The following is a 17,269-nucleotide window of genomic DNA, read 5'->3' on the forward strand; positions in this document are numbered from 1 at the left end:
CTTCATTCGAAGGGCGGCAGCTCCGGGAAGCGCGGCAGCGAGTCGGCGAACTCCGCCCAGCCGAGATGGCGCGAGTGCCAGTAGTGCAGCGTCGGTTGCATCGCTTCCGGCTGGTCGAGGCTGCCGATGGTGATGTCGATCAGCCCCGGCAGGAAGCTCGCCGTGAAGCTGATCTGCGTGCCGCAGCGCGGGCAGAAGCCGCGTTGCGCCTCCGGCGAGGAGGCATAGGCCTGCGGCTGTGCCCTGGAGAACGCCACCTGGTCCTGCGCATACATTGCCCAGGCCACCACGGGCGCCGCATTGGCGCGGCGGCACATCGAGCAATGGCAGATCGCCGCCATCACCGGGGCGCCGCTGACGGCGTAGCGGATATCGCCGCACTGGCAGCCGCCCTCCAGCCTGCTCTCGGACATCCCTGTTCTCCCGGACCGGTCAGCGCATTGTGGCCGGCTTCGGGCGCCGGCTCCAGTGGCGAACCGGGCGAGGCCGCGGACCGGGCGGCAGTGACGAGCCCGCCGTCACAGGAGCTGCAATGCCAGCCGCCCCCACAGGATGGTCAGCAGGGCCGTGCTCGTCGCGAACACCGCGAGGCGGTGCAGCACGTGGTTGTAGCCCAGGTGGATCAGGCTGTGCAGCAGGCGGGTGCCGACATAGAGCCAGGCCAGGGTCAGCGCCGTGCTGTCCACGCGGTGACTCACGAACATGATGACGCAGAGCACGTAGAACAGCAGCGGGGCTTCCAGCAGGTTCATGTAGTGGCGGTTGGGAATGAGCGCTTCGCCGGGCACCCGGCTTGATTCGCCGAACTTGAAGTCGTCCGGCGTGATCTTGCCGGCGAAGCCCGCCCGGAAGCGCCGGTAGGGGATCAGCAGGATCACCAGCAGGGTCCAGCCGATCAGGGCCATGACGGGCAGCAGGATTTGCGTCTGTTCCATCGAGTGATCCGTTCAATCCGCATAGTGGGCCGCGGAGCGGCGCACCTTGCCGCCGGTGCCGAATTCAAACCACTCCATGGCCCTGCGGCCGTCGAAGCGGCGGTAGTGGATCACCAGGCTGTCCACGCCCCACAGCACCGACTCCAGGTCGAAGCGCAGTTCCGGGAAGCGCGTCAGTGCCTTGCCCCAGTAAGCGCCCACGGCCTCATGCCCGCGCAGCTTGCCCGAAGGCTCACCGGCGATCTGCGCGATGAAGGGCGAGGAGAACTCGAAGTCCGGCGCGTAGTGCGACAGGATGCGAGCCAGGTCATGGCTGTTCCAGGCCGCGATCCATTCGGCGGCAAAGGCCTCGGCTTCGGTCTGGGTGAGCATTTCCGGAATTCCTCGCGATTCCGCCTCAAGCATACCCAAGCCTGGAGGGGGTTCAACTGATCTCCTGTATCTCCTCGCCCGAATGCGACTTGATCAGGACAATCGCATCCTCCAGGGATCTGGCCTTGCCGATGCTGTTGCTGGAATTGGAGATCAGCCCCACATCGACCTTGTAGGCATGAAACCAGCCGCCGTACTCGGAAATCCTGTAGAGGTTCTTGCCGCCGCCGGTAACGACGACCCTTCTGTCCTTGCTCATGAGCAACAATCCGTGCACACGCCGATTCGCCGGGACATCGCCTGGGCGCCGCGCTCAGTAGTGCGGCTGCGACAGGCTGGCGAGCACTTCCTGGGTCACGTCCTTGCCGCCGCTGAAGTTCGTGAACAGCGCGCCGATGGTGTAGATCGGACCCCAGGGGAATCCCCACCATCCCGCCAGGAACGAAAGCAGCGAGAAACCCAGGCCTTTCACGACGGGGCTTTGCCCGGATCGTACGAAGTAGATGTTGCTGGGCCGCTTGAACGTCATGACCAGGATGGAGACGCAGTACTGGAACAGTACGAACTTGCCACCCCGGTTGATCTCGTCCTGCAGCTGCTGGCCGTTCAGGCCGTCGATACCGATGATTTTCATGCTTGCCCCCAAAGTAAGCGCGATAAAGGCATGCGCGCAGCCAATCGGCACGCGATCGCGAAGCCCCCCTGGAGGATGCTGCCAATGCCGACCGGGCGCCGCAACCTGACTAAGGCGTCAGGTTGGAGCGCTACCGCCGTGTGAGTCCGGACGTCGGGACATTCATGTGCGGTTCGTCCCTGTTGTTCTGCCGCTAGCCACCGCCCTGCCGGAATTCCATTTTTCCGCTACGGATGGCCTTGACGAGTTGGTTGGCGTCGGCGTCACCGGGATGCTGCGCGAGGTAGGCCTCCAGGTGCTCCAGGCCCTTTCTCTTGTCGCGCAGGGAGAGGTACGCCAAGCCGAGCGGGTAGTGCGCATCCGCCACGCCCAGCGACAAGGCCTTCTGCAGGTAGGGCAGCGCCTGCTTTCCGCGGCCGGCTCCGGCAAGGAAGGTCCCGTACATCAAGTTGCCGCGGGCGTTGGCGGGATCGAGCGTCAGCAGCTTCTCGAAGTTGAGGACCGCCTTCTCCGCCGCGCCGGGGACATCGAGGTTGTGTCCCATGCTGTTGAGGAATCCTGCGCGCAGCAGGATCGCCGGCTGTGCCTGCGGCGAGTCCGTCAGCACGCCGAGCATGCGCGACAGCGCTCCGATGTCCGCGGCGGCGCGCTGCCGGTCCGCATCCGTGTCGAACTGCGGCGGATAGTTGCGGGCGTGTACCGCCATGTCCTCAATGATCCGGTCCAGTGCCTGCAGGTCCAGGCCATGTGTCTTGCCGGACGCCGTCTCCGAGACGGTGAGGATGCTGCGCAGATCATGCCGGCCGTACTCTGCTGCCGACACCGGACCGCAGCACAGCAGCAGGCAAAGCGCGGCGAGGTGGAGGCGTTTCATGGGTGCTGACCGTGACTGGCGGTGGATTGCGGCAGGGTATCGCATTCGCCTGCTGCGCTCAGAGACGGAAATATGACGAAGGCGGCCGCATCAGGTCGCGCCCATTCCTGCGCGATGGTGGGCGAGTATCGAAACTCTGCAGGCACGATTGATGCGATTTGCACCGTATCTACCGTGCTTCATCCGGGTTCGGTTCGCACCGCCACGGCTTGCCGGGAGACACGCGCGTTGCGATCCAACCTGGTTCCAGCTGCGCCAGCTCAAGGAGCGACGAGTCAAGCTCTATGAGGTGGCTGAAGCAGATCAGGACCAGGTCCTCTTCCTTCGGATCACCCGGCGTCATGAACTGCCAGCCGTGATCGTCCGAATCGTGCGAGACCTCAAGAATCGCCGCGGTTCCGTCGAGAATCTGTCGCAGCGTGATGACGGCGCAGTCAGGCGATTGATCGAATGGCCAGGAGTCCATGGGTTTCGGCAGGCCGGCGATCTGGATCTGGTTCAGCAAGTCGGAGGGAGCAGGGATCTACACACCCGATGCTTGCCGGCGCACTGCATCGCGCCATACCTCGCCCAACGTCGCCGCATCGGTCGATGTGCGGCGGGATATTGCGACAAGTATGGTCAGGACCAGTACTTCAAAGGTAAAGATAAGAAGGAAGGGAGTCCTGAGGTCAGATGAAAGAAGCGCCGTTGCCCCATCCACGAAAACCAGGGTTCCGTAGGCGACCGGTATCGGCAGGAAGAGACCCGTCGATAGCGTTGATTGCATCTGGTGGCTTGAAAAATCCTTTAGCGGCACAGGTGTGATGACCTGGTGCATCGCCAGTATGCGATAGCGAGTCCGGAAGTCGTCAATGTCCTTTGCGCTGTCGAATATGAAGGCGATGTTATCGACTTCGCGGCGTACCGAGGAGTGTTGCATCAAGGCAATGATGATCAGGGCGCAGCCGCCCACGATCCCCAGGTCGTTGATGTCCACGCGCACACCGAAGAAAGGTATTTCCACGTAGGCCCGCCGTGCATGTTCGTCGGCGTAGAACTCCCTCTTGTGCTGGATCAGCGCCTTTGATTCGGCCGCGGCGTTCGCCGGCAGGCTTGTGAATTTGGCCTCGACATGCTGTACGCGAAGGTGCCCCCAGTTGAACCAGGGATTCGGGCGGTTTGCCAGCGCAGCGGCGAAGATGATCACGCTGGCCGTTACCGAGATCAGGACCATGCGACGGGCGCGGCTGGAACTCTCGATAGCCGCCTCCAGGTAGCCCTGAACAGCCTGATCGGGGGTCAGCATGTTTCCTCTCCCTGGGAACGGAAGCCGCCTGCAAGGCGATTGAACCCCGATGAGCTTGCCGGAAGCAGATCAAGGTGGTCAATTTGATCTGACGGCAACGTCAGGTTGGGTGGACCTTGACCGCCTGTCGCGGAAGGCGGATCAGCGATCCCCCAGCAGGCTCTACTTCCATGTGAAACCGCCCTGAACCCGCTTTGTTTCGATCCAATCAACCTGAAGTACCGAAAGTATGTCTTTCAGGTCCGCCTCGAAGAAGAACTGTTCTTGCACCAGTTCCAGTTCGATCTCCACTGCGTGATACACGTCCCACTTTGAAATCATTGCAAGCCGGCCGCTCGACACAGCCACGCCAAAATAGCTATACCACCCAGGCCCCTCCTTCAGATAGTCTCGCCGGGGCTTTGCTTGGAAGCTGCGCACGGCAGATTCGAAGCCTATGTAGCACTGTGCGGCGGGATAGTAGTCCCGCTAGAGAACGCGACCGCGTGCCTTCGCTCTTTGAGGGGGCGTCACAGTACTGGAGTGGGGGCGGACGTCATTCGTCACTTGCGTTCCCTAAACAGGCTCACCACATCCTGCGAGCTGGGACCATCAATTCAACTCAAGGTCTCGTGCCAGTTGCTCAAGGAATTTATTGTAGGCATTTCTCTGCTCCTCCTTGTTGCGCTCTGTCGTGAAGCGATCCTCCCACTCGGGTTTCCACTCCTTCCCGTGACTCTTGCGGTCTCCATCGGCGGTAGAGATGTCGCTTCTGATACGTGCATCCTTGCCGGCTCCGCCATACGCCTTGAATGCCTCATTCATGAATGTTTCGTAGGTGCGAAACAATTCATCCGAAAAGAAGGGCCGGTAGGTGTACATGGCTTTGTCGACGGCACGCTTTTTTGCGATAACGTCCGGCGGCGTCATTTCCTTCCAGCTGCCCACGAAAGCGAGATATGAGTAAATATCGTTTAGATCGCCTCCGACCTGCTCATAGATCTTGCTCCGCAGGGCCGTGGCACGCTCACCGGCTTTGATCGAGTTGTTGATCACGATGCCAAGGATCAGAACCAAGACTGGAGTGACCAGCGACACTGCCAGTTTGACTATCTCCAAACCATTCCACGGTGCCTGCATGGTGATCTCCCCATGAGTTCAGCAGGGCGGGCAAGCGCAGCGCACCCCGCCGTCCGGAGAATCTTTGACGCAAGCCGTCCGGGGTGCAACGTGACGGGTTCGTCAGGTCCGCTGGACCTGGGCCCTCAGTCCGTCAGCCTTCGCCCCTTCGTTTCGATCACCCACGGCATGAACGCCAGCGCCGCCAGCGGCACCAGCCCCACCCAGAACAGCACGCCCACCGCTGCATCGACGCCGCGTGCGGCGATCACGCCGACCAGGAAGGGGCCGACCGCGGCGAAGACGCGGCCGGCGTTGTAGCAGAAGCCGGCGCCGGTGCCGCGCAGGCGGGTGGGGAACAGTTCCGGCAGGTAGTAGGTGAAGCTGCCGAAGATGCCGAACACGGTCAGGCCGATGCCGAAGTACATGTAGAGGCGCGTCTCGCTGGGCAGGTCCAGTCCGAAGGTGGCGAAGATCGCCAGCGCGGAGGCGGCGAAGTAGAGGCCGAACATGGCCCGGCGACCCAACAGCTTGGCGGCGGGGATGGTCAGCAGCGTGCCGATCAGGCCGCCGAGGTTGAAGCAGGCGGTGGCGGTGAGCTTCCAGTTTTCCACCAGGGCCAGGGTGCCGGCCTTGTCCAGGCCGCGCAGCGCGGCCTCGGTCTGCGCCAGGCCCGCGGACACCACCGGGATGAAGGCATTGCAGCTCCACCAGGTGATCAGCGCCACCACCGCCATCAGGAAGCCGCTGATGGTGTAGCGGCGCACGTCGGGGCCGAACAGTTCGGCGATGCGCGGTGGCTGCGTGTTGGCGCGCACGTTCTGCCAGCGCTCCGGCTCCTTCAGGAACAGGCGCACCACGAAGGCGACGGCGGCGGGGATCAGGCCGAACAGGAAGACGTAGCGCCAGGAGGTTTCGGGGCTGGCCGCCATCCAGTTGCCAGCGACCTGGAAGTTGACGAAGGTGGCCAGGAACAGGCCGAAGGGTGCGGCGGTGTAGAGCAGGGCGCCGGCCTCGACGCGCTTTTCCTCCGGTACCACCTCGGCAACCATCGCGGCGCCCGCGGCCCATTCGCCGCCGATGCCCAGGCTGGCGACGATGCGGAAGGCCAGCAGCATCCAGATGTTCTCGGCGAAGGCGCAGGCGGCGGTGCCCAGGGCGTACATCAGCATGGTCAGCAGCAGGGTGCGCGTGCGCCCGATGCGGTCGCAGACCCAGCCGAAGATGATGCCGCCGGCCGCCCAGCCGAGCAGCAGCACGGAGGTGAGGATGCCGGTCCATTGCAGCGTGGCCTGCTTGGCCTCGGGCGAGCCGATGGTGAGGCCCAGTAGCGTCGGCACGCAGTTGGGCGCGACGTAGTTGAACAGCAGGCTGTCGAAGATATCGAAGCCCCAGCCCAGCCAGGCGGCGAACAGCACGGTCCACTGGTAGCGGGTCATGTTGAGCATGGGGCTGGTCGAAGGTCCGGTCTGGTGGTGCGGGTATTACAGCGCCCTCTCCCGGCGCTGCGCGCCACCCTTTCCCGCAGGCGGGCGAGGGGACGGCCCGGCAAGGCTACAGCACATCGTCCTTGGTCTCGCGCGAGGCCCACAGGGCCAGCAGTGTCAGCAGCGCGGCGCCGCTGAGGTACCAGCCGACGGTGTGCAGGCCGTAGTTCGTGGCCAGGGTGGTGGCGATGTAGGGCGCCAGCGAGGCACCGAAGATGCCGGCGAGGTTGAAGGTGAGCGAGGAGCCGGTGTAGCGCACGGCGGTCGGGAACAGTTCAGACAGCAGGGTGCCCAGCGGGCCGTAGGTCAGGCCCATCAGGGCCAGGCCCAGGGCCAGGAAGACCGTGACGCCCACCAGTGAGCCGCTGCCGAACAGCGGCGCGAACAGCAGGCCGTAGGCGGCGATCGCGGCGCTGACCCACATCAGTGTGCGGCGACGGCCATGGCGGTCGGCCAGCACGGCGGACAGGGGAATCGTCAGGGCGAAGAACAGGATGGCGAACAGCTGTATCAGCAGGAATTCCCGGCGCGGATAGCCCAGGCCCTTCGGCGAGGTGCCCCAGTTCAGCGCGAACACGGTCATGAGATAAAACAGCACGAAGGTGGCGAGCGCCACCACGGTGCCGATCACCAGGGCGCGACCGTGGTCGCGGAACACCACCAGCATCGGCACCTCGACGCGCCCGGACTGCTCGATGGCCTTCTTGAACACCGGGGTCTCGCTGATCGACAGGCGTACCCACAGGCCGACGAACACCAGCAGGCTGCTGGCGATGAAGGGGATGCGCCAGCCCCAGGCGAAGAACTGCCCGTCGTCGAGCAGGCCGTCCAGCAGCAGAAAGGAGCCGGAGGACAGGATGAAGCCGATCGGCGCGCCCAGCTGCGGGAACATGCCGTACCAGGCGCGCTTGCCGGGTGGGGCGTTCTCGGTGGCCAGCAGCACCGCGCCGCCCCATTCGCCGCCCAGGCCCAGGCCTTGGCCGAAGCGGCACAGCGCCAGCAGCAGCGGCGCGGCCACGCCGATCTGCGCATGGGTCGGCAGCAGGCCGATGACCACGGTGGACAGGCCCATGGTCATCAATGCCGCCACCAGCGTGGCCTTGCGGCCGACACGGTCGCCGAAGTGGCCGAACAGCGCCGAGCCCACCGGCCGTGCGAAGAAGGCGATGGCGAAGGTCGCCAGCGAGGCGAGTGTGGCCGAGGCGGCGTCGCTGGCGGGGAAGAACAGCTTGGGGAACACCAGCACCGCGGCGGTGGCGTAGATGTAGAAGTCGAAGAACTCGATCGTGGTGCCGATCAGGCTGGCGAACAGCACGCGCGCCGGCGAATTGCCGGCCGGTGCTGCGCCTTCGGTTGCCTTGCTCATTCGATTCCCCAGAACTGTCCGCAAATTCAGCAGTAGTGTTCCCTCTCCCGCTGGCGGGAGAGGGTCAGGGTGAGGGTGGTGCGTAGGCGGTCACGCACAGAGCCTCCGATTGAGGGCTCCACCCTCACCCCAGCCCTCTCCCGCCAGCGGGAGAGGGAGAAAATCAGCGTTCAGAACCCCGGCGGCGGCGCGTTGCGGTGATGCTCGAGGATCCGCCGGTACTGGCCCGGATCCTTGACGTGCACCATGTCGCCGCCGCGCGGGAACACCCAGTCGTAGAGGCGCGACAGCCAGAAGCGCAGGGCGGCGGCGCGCAGCACCAGCGGCCAGGCGGCGCGCTCGGCGGCATTGAGTTCACGGCGGCCGCGATAGGCCGACAGCATCGCGTCCCAGCGCGCCGGATTGAGTTCACCGTCGGGCTCGAAGCACCAGTCGTTGAGCGTCACCGCCAGGTCGTAGACCAGGGCGTCGTTGCAGGCGTAGTAGAAATCGATCACGCCGGTCAGGCGCTGGTCGACGAACAGCACGTTGTCGCGGAACAGGTCGGCGTGGATCACGCCCTGCGGCAGGGTTGACAGGTCCAGCCTTTCCTGGGCGGCCAGCTCGTCTTCGATCAGGCTGCGGGCGTCGGCCTCCACCTTGGGGGCGATCAGCTGGCCGGTGTCGCGGCGCCAGGCCGCGCCGCGCGAGTTCGCGCAGCGGCCGGTGTAGGACTGGCCGTCGATATGCAGCTCGGCCAGGGCGCGACCGACCTGGCGGCACTGTTCGATGTCGGGGAACAGCACGCTCTGGCCAGTCAGGCGCCGCACCAGGGCGGCCGGCTTGTCATTGAGCGTGGTCAGCGACTGGCCGGCGTGGGTATGCGCCGGCATGGCGCCGGGGAAGCCGCGCGTCGCCAGGTGCTCCATCAGGCCCAGGAAGAAGGGCAGGTCGGCGTAGTTGAGGCGTTCGAACAGGGTCAGCACCCAGCGGCCATCGCTGGTGTCGACGAAGTAATTGGTGTTCTCCACCCCCTCGCCGATGCCCTGGAAACCCAGCAGGTCTCCCACGGGGTATTGGCGCAGGAATTCCTGGAGTTCGCTGTGGCTGACCTTGGTAAAGACGGACATGAGGGGGCGGATGGGCCGGGTAGAGGTGGGATTAGAGCAAAGTCCCCTGCGGTTCGTCATCCGGAAGACCTGTCTCCCCTCTCCCCTCGTGGGAGAGGGGCTGGGGGAGAGGGGGCGGCAAGGCCGAGCGTGGTCACTTGCTGAGCGTTCCCCCTCTCCCGGTCCTTCGGACCACCCTCTCCCACAAGGGGAGAGGGTAAGAAGTGCGCTACCGCCGCCAGAACGCCGGCGTGAACAGCACCAGCAGCGTGAAGACTTCCAGGCGCCCGGCCAGCATGGCGAAGGTCAGCACCCACTTGCCGAAGTCGCTGACCGCTGCGACATGGGCATTGACCTCGCCCAGGCCGGGGCCGGCGTTGTTGATGCTGGCGGCCACGGCCGAGAAGGCGGTGATGCCGTCCATGCCGGTCATCAGCATCAGGCCGGTCAGCACCAGGGTCATGCCGATGTAGACCGAGAAGAAGCCGCCCACGGCATAGACCACGTCGTTGGGCACCACCTTGCCGTCGAGCTTGATCGACACCTCGGCGCTGGGGTGGACCAGCAGCTTGAGCTCGCGCAGGGCCTGGCGCACGAACAGCATCAGGCGCACGACCTTGACGCCGCCGCCGGTGCTGCCGCCGCTGGACATCATGAAGGTGCACATCACCAGCAGCAGCGGCACGTAGCCGGGCCAGTGCGAGGGGTCGGCGGTGGCGAAGCCGGCGGTGCTGCCGTAGCCCACCACCTGGAACATGCCGTGGCGGATCGCCGTCAGCGGGTCGTAGGGGCCCTGCAGCACCAGCGGCACGCAGACCAGGATGCCCAGGCCCAGGTAGAGCGCGATCAGGGTGCGGAACTCGCCGTCGCGGAAATAGCTGCCGAGGCTGCGGGTGTTGAAGGCGGTGTAGTGAAGCGCGAAGTTGGTGGCACCGGCCAGCATGAAGAACATCGCCACCAGCTCGATCTTGAAGCTGTTGTAGTAGCCCAGGCTGGCGTCGTGGGTGGAGAAGCCGCCGTTGCCCACGGTGGAGAAGGCGTGGCACAGCGCGTCGAAGGCGTCCATGCCGGCCCACCAGTAGGCCAGGCCGCAGGCGACGGTCAGCACCAGGTAGACCAGCCACAGCGCGCGGGCGGTGCTGGTGATGCGCGGGGTGAGCTTGGCGTCCTTCATCGGCCCCGGCGTCTCGGCCTTGTACAGGCCCATGCCGCCGACGCCCAGCATCGGCAGCACTGCCACTGCGAGCACGACGATGCCCATGCCGCCCAGCCAGTGCAGCTGGCTGCGGTAGTACTTGAGCGAGTGCGGCAGCTCGTCGACACCGTCGGCGATCGTGGTGGAGCCGGTGGTGGTCAGGCCGGACACCGACTCGAACACGGCGTCGGTCAGGCTGTACCAGCCCTCCTCGGCGAAGAAGAACGGAATGGCGCCGAACAGGCCCAGCACCACCCAGAACAGCGTGGTGATGAGGAAGCCGTCGCGCACCTTCAGCTCGCTGCGCTCGTTCCGCACCGGCCACCACAGCAGGGCGCCGGTGGTCAGCGTCATCCACAGGCCGCTGAGGAAGGGGGTGGTGGTTTCCTCGGCCCAGAAGAGGTCCATCGCCAGCGGCGGCAGCATCGACAGGCTGAACACCATCAGCAGGATGCCCATGATCCGCTGAACGCCCGCGTAGCGGTGCCGACGCGGGCTGCTGCGGCCGTTGGCGAGGAGGGCTTGGGCCAAGGGGGCGCCTTACAGGAACCGCAGGCCCAGCTGGAACAGCTTTTCGACCTCGCGGGCGTGCTTCTTGTCCACGATGAACAGGATCACGTGATCCTCGGCCTCGATCACGGTGTCGTGGTGGGCGATGATGACTTCCTCGCCGCGCACGATGGCGCCGATCGTGCTGCCCGGCGGCAGCTTGATCTCGTCGAGCCGGCGGCCGACGACCTTGGAGTTGTGGCGGTCGCCGTGGGCCACGGCCTCGATCGCCTCGGCGGCGCCGCGGCGCAGCGAGTGCACCTTGACCACGTCGCCGCGGCGCACGTGCGCCAGCAGGGCCGAGACGGTGGACTGCTGCGGCGAGATCGCGATGTCGATCGAGCTGCCCTCCACCAGGTCCACGTAGGACACACGGTTGATCAGGCACAGCGCCTTGCGCGCGCCCAGGCGCTTGGCCAGCATCGCCGAGAGGATGTTGGCCTCGTCGTCGTTGGTCACCGCGCAGAACACATCGATGTCCTCGATGTTCTCCTCGCGCAGCAGCGCCTCGTTGGCGGCGTCGCCGCAGAGCACGATGGCGTGGTTGAGCTGGCCGGAGAGGTGTCGCGCCCGCTCGCGCGAGCGCTCGATCAGCTTGACCTGGATCTTGTCCTCCAGCCCGCGAGCCAGGCGCAGGCCGATGTTGCCGCCGCCGGCCAGCATGATGCGCTTGACCGGTTTGTCCTGGCGGCGCAGCTCCGCGATGATCTTGGGGATGTGGTCGCGCGCGGCGACGAAGAACACCTCGTCGTCGGCCTCGATCACGGTATCGCCCTCGGGGATGATCGGCCGGCCGCGGCGGTAGATCGCGGCGACGCGGGCCTCCACGCCCGGCAGGTGGCTCGGCAGCTCCTTGAGCTGGCGCGACACCAGCGGACCGCCGAAGTGCGCCTTGACGCCGACCAGGCGCACCTTGCCGTCGGCGAAGTCCACCACCTGCAGCGCGCCCGGGTACTCGATCAGGCGGCGGATGTAGTCGGTGACCAGCTGCTCGGGCGAGATGTGCATGTCCACCGGCAGCGCGCCGGGGCCGAACAGCTTGGGTTCCTTCAGGTACTCGGCGGCGCGCACGCGCGCGATCTTGGTCGGCGTCTGGAACAGGGTATAGGCGATCTGGCAGGCGAGCATGTTGGTCTCGTCGCTGTCGGTGACCGCGATCAGCATGTCGGCGTCGTCGGTGCCGGCGCGGCGCAGTACATCCGGGTGCGCGGCATTGCCTTCGACGGTGCGGATGTCGAGTCGTTCCTGCAGGTCTTCGAGCGAGGCAACGCTCTGATCGACGACGGTGATGTCGTTCTGTTCGCTGGCGAGGTTTTCGGCCAATGTAGTGCCGACCTGCCCCGCACCAAGGATGATGATTTTCACGGAGAGGCTTTCTCTTCCATGCCGTCAAGGGCGCGCACGTTAACCCCCTTGTTGCACCGCCGCAAGAAGCCAGCTGCCGAATGGCGGCTCGCCTGGGCCCGATGGCGCCGCCGCGGGGCTGCGGCGGGGTCGATCGGACCTTCAGGGGTGAATTTACTATGTAGCCGTCCCCGGCGGGGACCTAGACTGCCTTTCAACAGAAATGTTTTCCGCAGCAGGACGATGCGGAAGCAGGCGGCGCGGCGCCGTCATGAAGCGAGGCCAGAGGGGGCGACCAGCGGCGACAAAGCCGCGGCGACCCCCATGCTGGGGGAGAGTTCGAGATGCGGATGCTGTGGGGAGCGGCGACCCTGTCGCTGGTGGTTATGGCCGGCTGTCACAACAGCGTGCCGGTGGACGGTGAAACCGGCGGGCCTGGCCCGGTCGGAACGGCCTGCGCGGCCGGGGACTGGTGCGTGGGCGCGGCCAAGGCCGTGGTCAGCCCCACCCAGGAGCAGATCGACGGCATCGAGGAATCGCGCCTGTTCCTCGGCTCCAAGCTGCAGCAATTCAACCTCGGCGGCTTCGGCATCAACCCGATCCAGAACCTGCCCAATCCCTTCGCCGCCCTCGGCCCCAGCCTGACCCAGCCGGCGCAGGAGCGGGTGCACCGCAGCAAGCGCTACCGCGAGGACGAGAACGTCTACCTGCGCATGGCGGTGGTGGAGCAGGGCGAAACCCGCATGGCCTTCGTCACCCTGGACGCCATCGGTGCCGGCAACCTGATCCAGCAGGGCCTGCGCGCGGTGGTGGTCGAGGCCAGCTGCGCACTGGACTGGTGCATCGACGCCGACCATATCGTCTTCGGCCAGACCCACACCCATGCCGGCGCCGACCTGCAGGGCCTCTGGGGCGGCGTGCCGCAGCAATGGATCACCGACGTGCTCTATGCCGGCGCCGCCCAGGCCACGCGCGAGGCCATCGCCGGCCGCGCCCGTGCCCGCGCCACCCTGGCCCAGGGCAGCACCTCGGACTTCAACAACTACCGCCGTCCGAGGGTGAACCCCGGCGACGACGCCGATCCGGCGATCAGCCTGCTGCGCTTCGAGGACTCGGCCCGCCGCAGCCCGATCGTGCAGATCCTGCAGTACGCCGCGCACCCCACCAGCATCGACGAGGACCCGCGCGCCCCGCACGCCGACTACATCTTCGGCGCGATGAAGGAGCTGGAGCGGCGCGGCGGCATCGGCATGTACTACAACGGCCCCATCGCCGACGCCTCCGGCTCCGGCGGCAAGTGCAACTTCGCCAAGCCCGACGCCTACGAGAGCGTGCGCTGCCGTGGCCACGACCTGGCAGCCTTCGCGCTGCGCCAGCCCAAGCGCGAGCTGGCGCCGCAGCTCGCGCTGCGCAACGTCACCGCCATGCTGCCGGTCACCAACCCGCTGTTCGCGGTGGCCGCGCCGCTCGGTTCGTTCAACCGCTACTACGACTTCACGCCGCGCCAGGTCACCGACATCCCGGTGCTGCACGAGATCCTCGGCACCGCCACCACCGAGCTGGGCCAGGCGCCGCTGACGGCGGAGACGCTGGTGTCGCGCATCAGCATGGGCGGCCCCGGCGGCCTGGAGATCGCCACCATCCCGGGCGAGGCCACCAATACCTACGGCCAGTTCATCCGCCACGTCGCCGAGGGCGCCAATCCCGGTGCCGGCGTGATGCTGCTGGGGCTCACGCAGAACTCCTTCGGCTACATCCTGCCGGAGGAAGAGTTCAGCTATATCGACGCCTCCGGCAACACCGGTTTCCTGGTGCCCTTCACCGGTTACGAGGAATTCGTTTCGATGGGCCCGCTGACGGCGCCGTTGCTGCGCCTGCAGGCCTACCTGCCGCTGTTCGACGCCGCGCCGCTGGAATACCTGCCGGCCAACCTGCGGGCCTGCACCATGCCCGGCAGCGGCGACTGCCTGATCAGCGACCTCGCCCTGCAGCTGGAATACGCGCAGACCCAGATCGCGCAGAACTGCACGGACGCCGGCGCGCCGGAAGCCTTCTGCGGCCTGCTCGATCCCAAGCTGCCGCTGACCAGCCTCTGCAGCCTGCTGAGCCTGTCGCCGGCGCTCTGCGGCCTGCTCAACGACGAAGAGGCCAACTGATGCGCGCGCTCCTGCTCGTCTCGATGCTGCTGCTGGCCGCCTGCAGCGGCCGCAGCGATCCGGTGAACGGCGCGGGCGGCGGTGGCGCCAATCCGCCCGGCGCCGTGTCCAAGGTCAAGGCCGGTGTCGGCGTGGCCGACATGACGCCCGACGTCGGCTACTGCGCCGGCCAGTATTGCGAGTACGCCACCGACACGCTCGGCGGCATCATCAACGGCGACTTCGATCCCTTCCTGACGCACAAGCTCAAGCACGCCAGCTACGGCGTGCAGTCACGCCTGACCGCGCGCGCCATCGTGGTCGAAGGGGCCAACGGCAAGCGCATCGCGCTGCTGAAGACCGACAACTACCTGGCGCAGGACATGCTGCTGCGCCGCGTCGGTCAGCTGCTGGACCAGGGCGATTCCGGCATCGGCTACGACCAGATCCTCTACCACGTCACCCACAACCACAGCTCGGCCTACTCCTCGACGCTGGCCGCCGGCCTGTTCGTGTTCCAGGACGTGTTCGACGCGCGCTTCTTCGAGCACCAGGCGCGCGCCATGGCCCAGGCCATCGAGACCGCCGCCGCCAGCATGAAGCCGGTGCGCATGGGCGCCACGCAGATTCGCCACCGCGTCTACAAGGGCAATGTCGTGCGTACCGCGGTGGCCGACGACGGCACGCCGGCCGGCTATCCGCGCGAGTTCAATGACCACGGCCTGGTGGTGATGCGTTTCGACGACCTGAGCGATCCGCAGGCGCCGAAGCCGCTGGCGGTCTGGGTCAACTGGGGCGAGCACCCCGAGAGCCTCGACCCGCATGACCTGCACAGCGCCGACTACCTCGGCCCGCTCGAGCGCTGGGTGGAGCGCGAGATCGGCGCGCCGCTGGTGTTCAGCCAGGGCGACGTCGGCAGCGCCGAGAACAGCGGCAATCCCGAAGAGATGCTCGACGACCGCGCCCGGGTCTGCGGCCGCTGGAAGGGAGACGGCGAAGCGCCGGAGAGCGATACCTGCCCGCCGGGCCAGGGCGTGATCCGCGACTGGCAGCACTCCGGCTACGTGCAGACCGAGCGCAACGCGCGCTTCCTGGCCGACGACATCGCCAAGGCCTGGCAGCAGATCGGCACGGCGCAGGCGCGCGTGCCGCTGTCCGGCGATTTCGAGGTGGACCATCTCACCGCCTGGGTGCCGGGGCCGCTGTCGCATCCTTACCCCAGCGTCTCCAACTGCCGCACGGAACCCACCGCAGGGGGGACATCGGTGTGCCGGTGGTGGGCCTGCCGGACTGCACGCGCATCCAGATTCCCGGTGCCGATCCTCTGACCGGCCGCACCGCGCAGCTCTACGCGCTGCTCAAGGCCGAGAACATCCCGATCCCGGACCACTACGACGCGCCGTCCCTCGGCGTGGTCGAGGAGAACCTGCGCCTGAAGCTGCAGACCTTCCGCCTGGGCGACGTGCTGCTGGCCTCCTGCGCCTGCGAGGCGCAGTCCGACCTGATCCTCAACCTCGAGTCGCGCCTCAACCGCACGCGCGGCGACATCTACGACGGCTTCGACTGGGCCTGCCTGATGCCGGAGTTCAAGGGCGATCCCGCGTATGCGCAGGCCTGCGCGATCCAGAAGACCTACTTCGATCCGGCCGATCCGCTCAACGCGACGACGGTGCCCGGCGAGAACTTCGCGCCCGAGGCCATCGCCCGCGTGCGCGCCCAGGTGCACAACGACGCGCGCGGCTGGGACCTGCCGGCGAACGCGCTCACTGCCGGCAGCGAGAACGCCGATATCACGAAACTCTGGGGCAACTTCACCAGGGAAGAGATCCAGGACCTGAACGCGCCGGGCTACAGGCTGGCGGTCGGCGTCGGCCATGCCGGTGACTACAACGGCTACACCGTCAGCTACCGCGAGTACCAGAGCCGCGACAGCTACCGCAAGGCGCTGACCTCCTACGGACCGCACACGGCCGACTACATGGCCACGCGCCTGGTGCGGATGGCGGCGAGCATGCAGGGTGGCGCGGCGCTGTCGGGCGAGTTGCTCGATCCGCTGGCGGCGATCGACGAAGTGCGGCAGCAGATCATGTCCACCACCGTCGGCGCGCTCAGCGGCGCGGCCTTCGACGCCTGGAATGCCGGCCTGCCCAACGACTCCGGCACGCCCGAGCCCCTGCAGCAGCCGGCGGCGATCACGCGCTTCAATGCCGCGCACTTCCAGTGGCGCGGCGGCTCCACCGCGGTGGACAACCCGCGCGTGCGTGTCGAGCGCGAGTCCGCGCCGGGCGTGTGGCTGCCGCATGCCGACCAGAGCGGCGAAGTGCCGGTGCGCGTGGAGTTCCCCGACGGCCTGCCCGGCGTGCTGCGCACCTACACCGGCATGCAGGAATGGATCTGGAGTGCCAGCTACGAGGCCTACACCGCCTTCCCGGCACGCATGGGCAGCACCGCGCCGGGCAGCTATCGCTTCTGCGTCGAAGGCGAGTCTCGCCAGGGTTTCGCCACCGTGCCCTATGCCTTCTGCTCGGAGCCTTTTGCGGTCTCGGTGTGGGACGGCATCGCCATCGCCACGCCGCAAGTCACCCTGGACGAAGTGCGCTTCGACGTCGCCGACATCGTCTACCCGCGCAGCTACGAGGGCAGCCCCTTCCCGTTCGTCTCCGACAACGGCGAGGCGCGCATCTGCGACCCGTGCAGCTTCAGGCCCTGGGCGCGGCGTGGACAGTTCCAGCGCGCGGAACTGCAGGTGACGCGTGCAAGCGGTACGACTGAAACCTTCGCGGCCTCCTGCGATGCGCAGGGCAAGGGTTGCAAGGTGGGAGTGAGCCTGGGCACCGGCGACAAGGCGCGCATCCGCGCCTACGACCAGGACGGCAACACCGGGACGCACATCGTGCGTTGAGG

Annotated in this window: 18 protein-coding genes; 3 read left to right on the plus strand and 15 right to left on the minus strand. The window is 66.7% G+C overall.

The window, feature by feature from the left end; translation table 11 throughout:
• Positions 1 to 2: 2 nt before the first annotated feature.
• The 15 genes from D0B54_RS00895 to trkA form a co-directional block, all read right to left on the minus strand.
• On the minus strand, positions 3 to 413 hold the full coding sequence (locus D0B54_RS00895) for a GFA family protein (RefSeq protein WP_117288325.1): 411 nt from the start codon (positions 411 to 413) through the stop codon (positions 3 to 5).
• A 105-nt stretch (positions 414 to 518) separates the two neighbouring features.
• Complete coding sequence (locus D0B54_RS00900; RefSeq protein WP_117288326.1) at positions 519 to 935, minus strand: MAPEG family protein; 417 nt, start codon at positions 933 to 935, stop codon at positions 519 to 521.
• Between the two features lie 12 nt (positions 936 to 947).
• The gene (locus tag D0B54_RS00905) at positions 948 to 1,307 is read right to left on the minus strand and encodes a nuclear transport factor 2 family protein (protein ID WP_117288327.1); all 360 of its coding nucleotides are present in this window, start codon (positions 1,305 to 1,307) and stop codon (positions 948 to 950) included.
• Positions 1,308 to 1,359: 52 nt separating this feature from the next.
• Positions 1,360 to 1,566 carry a hypothetical protein gene (locus D0B54_RS00910; RefSeq protein ID WP_117288328.1) on the minus strand — a complete coding sequence of 69 codons (207 nt, stop codon included), beginning with the start codon at positions 1,564 to 1,566 and terminating at the stop codon, positions 1,360 to 1,362.
• 54 nt (positions 1,567 to 1,620) lie between these two features.
• The gene (locus tag D0B54_RS00915) at positions 1,621 to 1,941 is read right to left on the minus strand and encodes a hypothetical protein (RefSeq protein WP_117288329.1); all 321 of its coding nucleotides are present in this window, start codon (positions 1,939 to 1,941) and stop codon (positions 1,621 to 1,623) included.
• A 193-nt stretch (positions 1,942 to 2,134) separates the two neighbouring features.
• Positions 2,135 to 2,815, minus strand: coding sequence for a hypothetical protein (locus tag D0B54_RS00920; RefSeq protein WP_117288330.1), 681 nt, complete (start codon positions 2,813 to 2,815; stop codon positions 2,135 to 2,137).
• Between the two features lie 169 nt (positions 2,816 to 2,984).
• A complete protein-coding gene (locus tag D0B54_RS00925; protein ID WP_117288331.1) occupies positions 2,985 to 3,320 on the minus strand; it encodes a hypothetical protein in 336 nt (111 codons plus the stop codon).
• A gap of 18 nt (positions 3,321 to 3,338) precedes the next feature.
• Positions 3,339 to 4,103, minus strand: coding sequence for a hypothetical protein (locus D0B54_RS00930; RefSeq protein ID WP_117288332.1), 765 nt, complete (start codon positions 4,101 to 4,103; stop codon positions 3,339 to 3,341).
• A gap of 162 nt (positions 4,104 to 4,265) precedes the next feature.
• Complete coding sequence (locus D0B54_RS24050) at positions 4,266 to 4,523, minus strand: hypothetical protein (protein WP_162932111.1); 258 nt, start codon at positions 4,521 to 4,523, stop codon at positions 4,266 to 4,268.
• Positions 4,524 to 4,694: 171 nt separating this feature from the next.
• Positions 4,695 to 5,222 carry a hypothetical protein gene (locus D0B54_RS00935; RefSeq protein ID WP_117288333.1) on the minus strand — a complete coding sequence of 176 codons (528 nt, stop codon included), beginning with the start codon at positions 5,220 to 5,222 and terminating at the stop codon, positions 4,695 to 4,697.
• A gap of 125 nt (positions 5,223 to 5,347) precedes the next feature.
• A complete protein-coding gene (locus D0B54_RS00940) occupies positions 5,348 to 6,649 on the minus strand; it encodes an MFS transporter (RefSeq protein WP_117288334.1) in 1,302 nt (433 codons plus the stop codon).
• A gap of 106 nt (positions 6,650 to 6,755) precedes the next feature.
• Positions 6,756 to 8,054 carry an MFS transporter gene (locus D0B54_RS00945; RefSeq protein ID WP_117288335.1) on the minus strand — a complete coding sequence of 433 codons (1,299 nt, stop codon included), beginning with the start codon at positions 8,052 to 8,054 and terminating at the stop codon, positions 6,756 to 6,758.
• A gap of 170 nt (positions 8,055 to 8,224) precedes the next feature.
• The gene (locus D0B54_RS00950) at positions 8,225 to 9,163 is read right to left on the minus strand and encodes a homoserine kinase (RefSeq protein WP_117288336.1); all 939 of its coding nucleotides are present in this window, start codon (positions 9,161 to 9,163) and stop codon (positions 8,225 to 8,227) included.
• Positions 9,164 to 9,371: 208 nt separating this feature from the next.
• Complete coding sequence (locus D0B54_RS00955; protein WP_240433517.1) at positions 9,372 to 10,868, minus strand: potassium transporter TrkG; 1,497 nt, start codon at positions 10,866 to 10,868, stop codon at positions 9,372 to 9,374.
• A 9-nt stretch (positions 10,869 to 10,877) separates the two neighbouring features.
• Complete coding sequence (trkA, locus tag D0B54_RS00960) at positions 10,878 to 12,251, minus strand: Trk system potassium transporter TrkA (protein WP_117288338.1); 1,374 nt, start codon at positions 12,249 to 12,251, stop codon at positions 10,878 to 10,880.
• 323 nt (positions 12,252 to 12,574) lie between these two features.
• Between trkA and D0B54_RS24055 the strand changes: the two genes are divergently transcribed.
• From D0B54_RS24055 to D0B54_RS00970, 3 genes are read left to right on the plus strand one after another with little or no spacing between them, the layout of a single operon-like run.
• Positions 12,575 to 14,386 (plus strand): hypothetical protein, encoded by a 1,812-nt coding sequence (locus D0B54_RS24055; protein WP_162932112.1) that lies wholly within the window; start codon positions 12,575 to 12,577, stop codon positions 14,384 to 14,386.
• Complete coding sequence (locus D0B54_RS24060) at positions 14,386 to 15,693, plus strand: neutral/alkaline non-lysosomal ceramidase N-terminal domain-containing protein (protein ID WP_162932113.1); 1,308 nt, start codon at positions 14,386 to 14,388, stop codon at positions 15,691 to 15,693. The genes D0B54_RS24055 and D0B54_RS24060 overlap by 1 nt, the downstream gene beginning before the upstream one ends.
• Positions 15,633 to 17,267: a hypothetical protein gene (locus D0B54_RS00970; protein ID WP_117288339.1), complete on the plus strand. Its 1,635-nt coding sequence runs from the start codon at positions 15,633 to 15,635 to the stop codon at positions 17,265 to 17,267. Before D0B54_RS24060 ends, D0B54_RS00970 begins: the two co-directional genes overlap by 61 nt.
• Positions 17,268 to 17,269: the final 2 nt, after the last annotated feature.

Source organism: Solimonas sp. K1W22B-7, from assembly GCF_003428335.1.
Taxonomy (GTDB): Bacteria; Pseudomonadota; Gammaproteobacteria; order Nevskiales; family Nevskiaceae; genus Solimonas_A.

Bases quoted from the DNA above. Each gene is read 5' to 3' on its own strand.
- D0B54_RS00905 (WP_117288327.1), bottom strand. From the start codon at position 1,307: ATGCTCACCCAGACCGAAGCCGAGGCCTTTGCCGCCGAATGGATCGCG.
- D0B54_RS00945 (WP_117288335.1), bottom strand. From the start codon at position 8,054: ATGAGCAAGGCAACCGAAGGCGCAGCACCGGCCGGCAATTCGCCGGCG.
- D0B54_RS00900 (WP_117288326.1), bottom strand. From the start codon at position 935: ATGGAACAGACGCAAATCCTGCTGCCCGTCATGGCCCTGATCGGCTGG.
- D0B54_RS00895 (WP_117288325.1), bottom strand. From the start codon at position 413: ATGTCCGAGAGCAGGCTGGAGGGCGGCTGCCAGTGCGGCGATATCCGC.
- D0B54_RS00930 (WP_117288332.1), bottom strand. From the start codon at position 4,103: ATGCTGACCCCCGATCAGGCTGTTCAGGGCTACCTGGAGGCGGCTATC.
- D0B54_RS00910 (WP_117288328.1), bottom strand. From the start codon at position 1,566: ATGAGCAAGGACAGAAGGGTCGTCGTTACCGGCGGCGGCAAGAACCTC.
- D0B54_RS24055 (WP_162932112.1), top strand. From the start codon at position 12,575: ATGCGGATGCTGTGGGGAGCGGCGACCCTGTCGCTGGTGGTTATGGCC.
- D0B54_RS00915 (WP_117288329.1), bottom strand. From the start codon at position 1,941: ATGAAAATCATCGGTATCGACGGCCTGAACGGCCAGCAGCTGCAGGAC.
- D0B54_RS24060 (WP_162932113.1), top strand. From the start codon at position 14,386: ATGCGCGCGCTCCTGCTCGTCTCGATGCTGCTGCTGGCCGCCTGCAGC.
- D0B54_RS00920 (WP_117288330.1), bottom strand. From the start codon at position 2,815: ATGAAACGCCTCCACCTCGCCGCGCTTTGCCTGCTGCTGTGCTGCGGT.
- D0B54_RS00940 (WP_117288334.1), bottom strand. From the start codon at position 6,649: ATGCTCAACATGACCCGCTACCAGTGGACCGTGCTGTTCGCCGCCTGG.
- D0B54_RS00935 (WP_117288333.1), bottom strand. From the start codon at position 5,222: ATGCAGGCACCGTGGAATGGTTTGGAGATAGTCAAACTGGCAGTGTCG.
- D0B54_RS00950 (WP_117288336.1), bottom strand. From the start codon at position 9,163: ATGTCCGTCTTTACCAAGGTCAGCCACAGCGAACTCCAGGAATTCCTG.